Annotated in this window: 1 protein-coding gene and 1 pseudogene; both read left to right on the top strand. The window is 47.5% G+C overall.

Annotated features, from left to right (window positions below):
• Positions 1–258 (top strand): annotated as a pseudogene (locus R7E78_RS29910) (glycyl-radical enzyme activating protein); the annotation flags it as partial.
• Between the two features lie 2 nt (positions 259–260).
• The coding region (locus R7E78_RS29905) for a pyruvate formate lyase family protein (RefSeq protein ID WP_318059113.1) at positions 261–539 on the top strand (279 nt) is incomplete at its 3' end.

Raw genomic sequence — 539 nt, 5'->3', positions numbered from 1 at the left:
GTGATTCGCGTGCCGGTTGTGCCGGGCTTAAATGACACCATTGATGAGCTCAAAGCGATCATTGATTTCGCAGCTTCATTAGAAAGCTGTCAAGAACTTCACTTGCTGCCGTATCACACCCTCGGCATCAATAAATACCGTTTGCTCGATATGCCTTACGAGTGTTCTGACAAACCATTAAATAATCCAGAACTGCTAGAAAACGCAATGCAATACGCAAGCGAACATACTCAACTTAACGTGATTGTTAGAGGTTAACCATGGACCTACATACCCTTCCAGAGCGAATCAAAGCCCACAAATCGGCACTGGTCAACATCGTAACGCCGCCTATCTGTACTGAGCGCGCAGAGGCTTATACTCGAGCGTATCAGGCAAATGAAGACAAACCTGTGATTGTGCAACGAGCGTTGGCGTTACAAGAGTACTTACGCACTCGTACCATTTGGATTAAGCACGACGAGCTGATTGTCGGTAACCAAGCGAGCAAAGTACGCGCTGCGCCGATCTTTCCTGAATACACGGTGCGTTGGATTGCA

This window comes from Vibrio sp. YT-19(2023), assembly GCF_033337395.1.
This window is presented reverse-complemented; position numbering and strand designations above follow the sequence as displayed.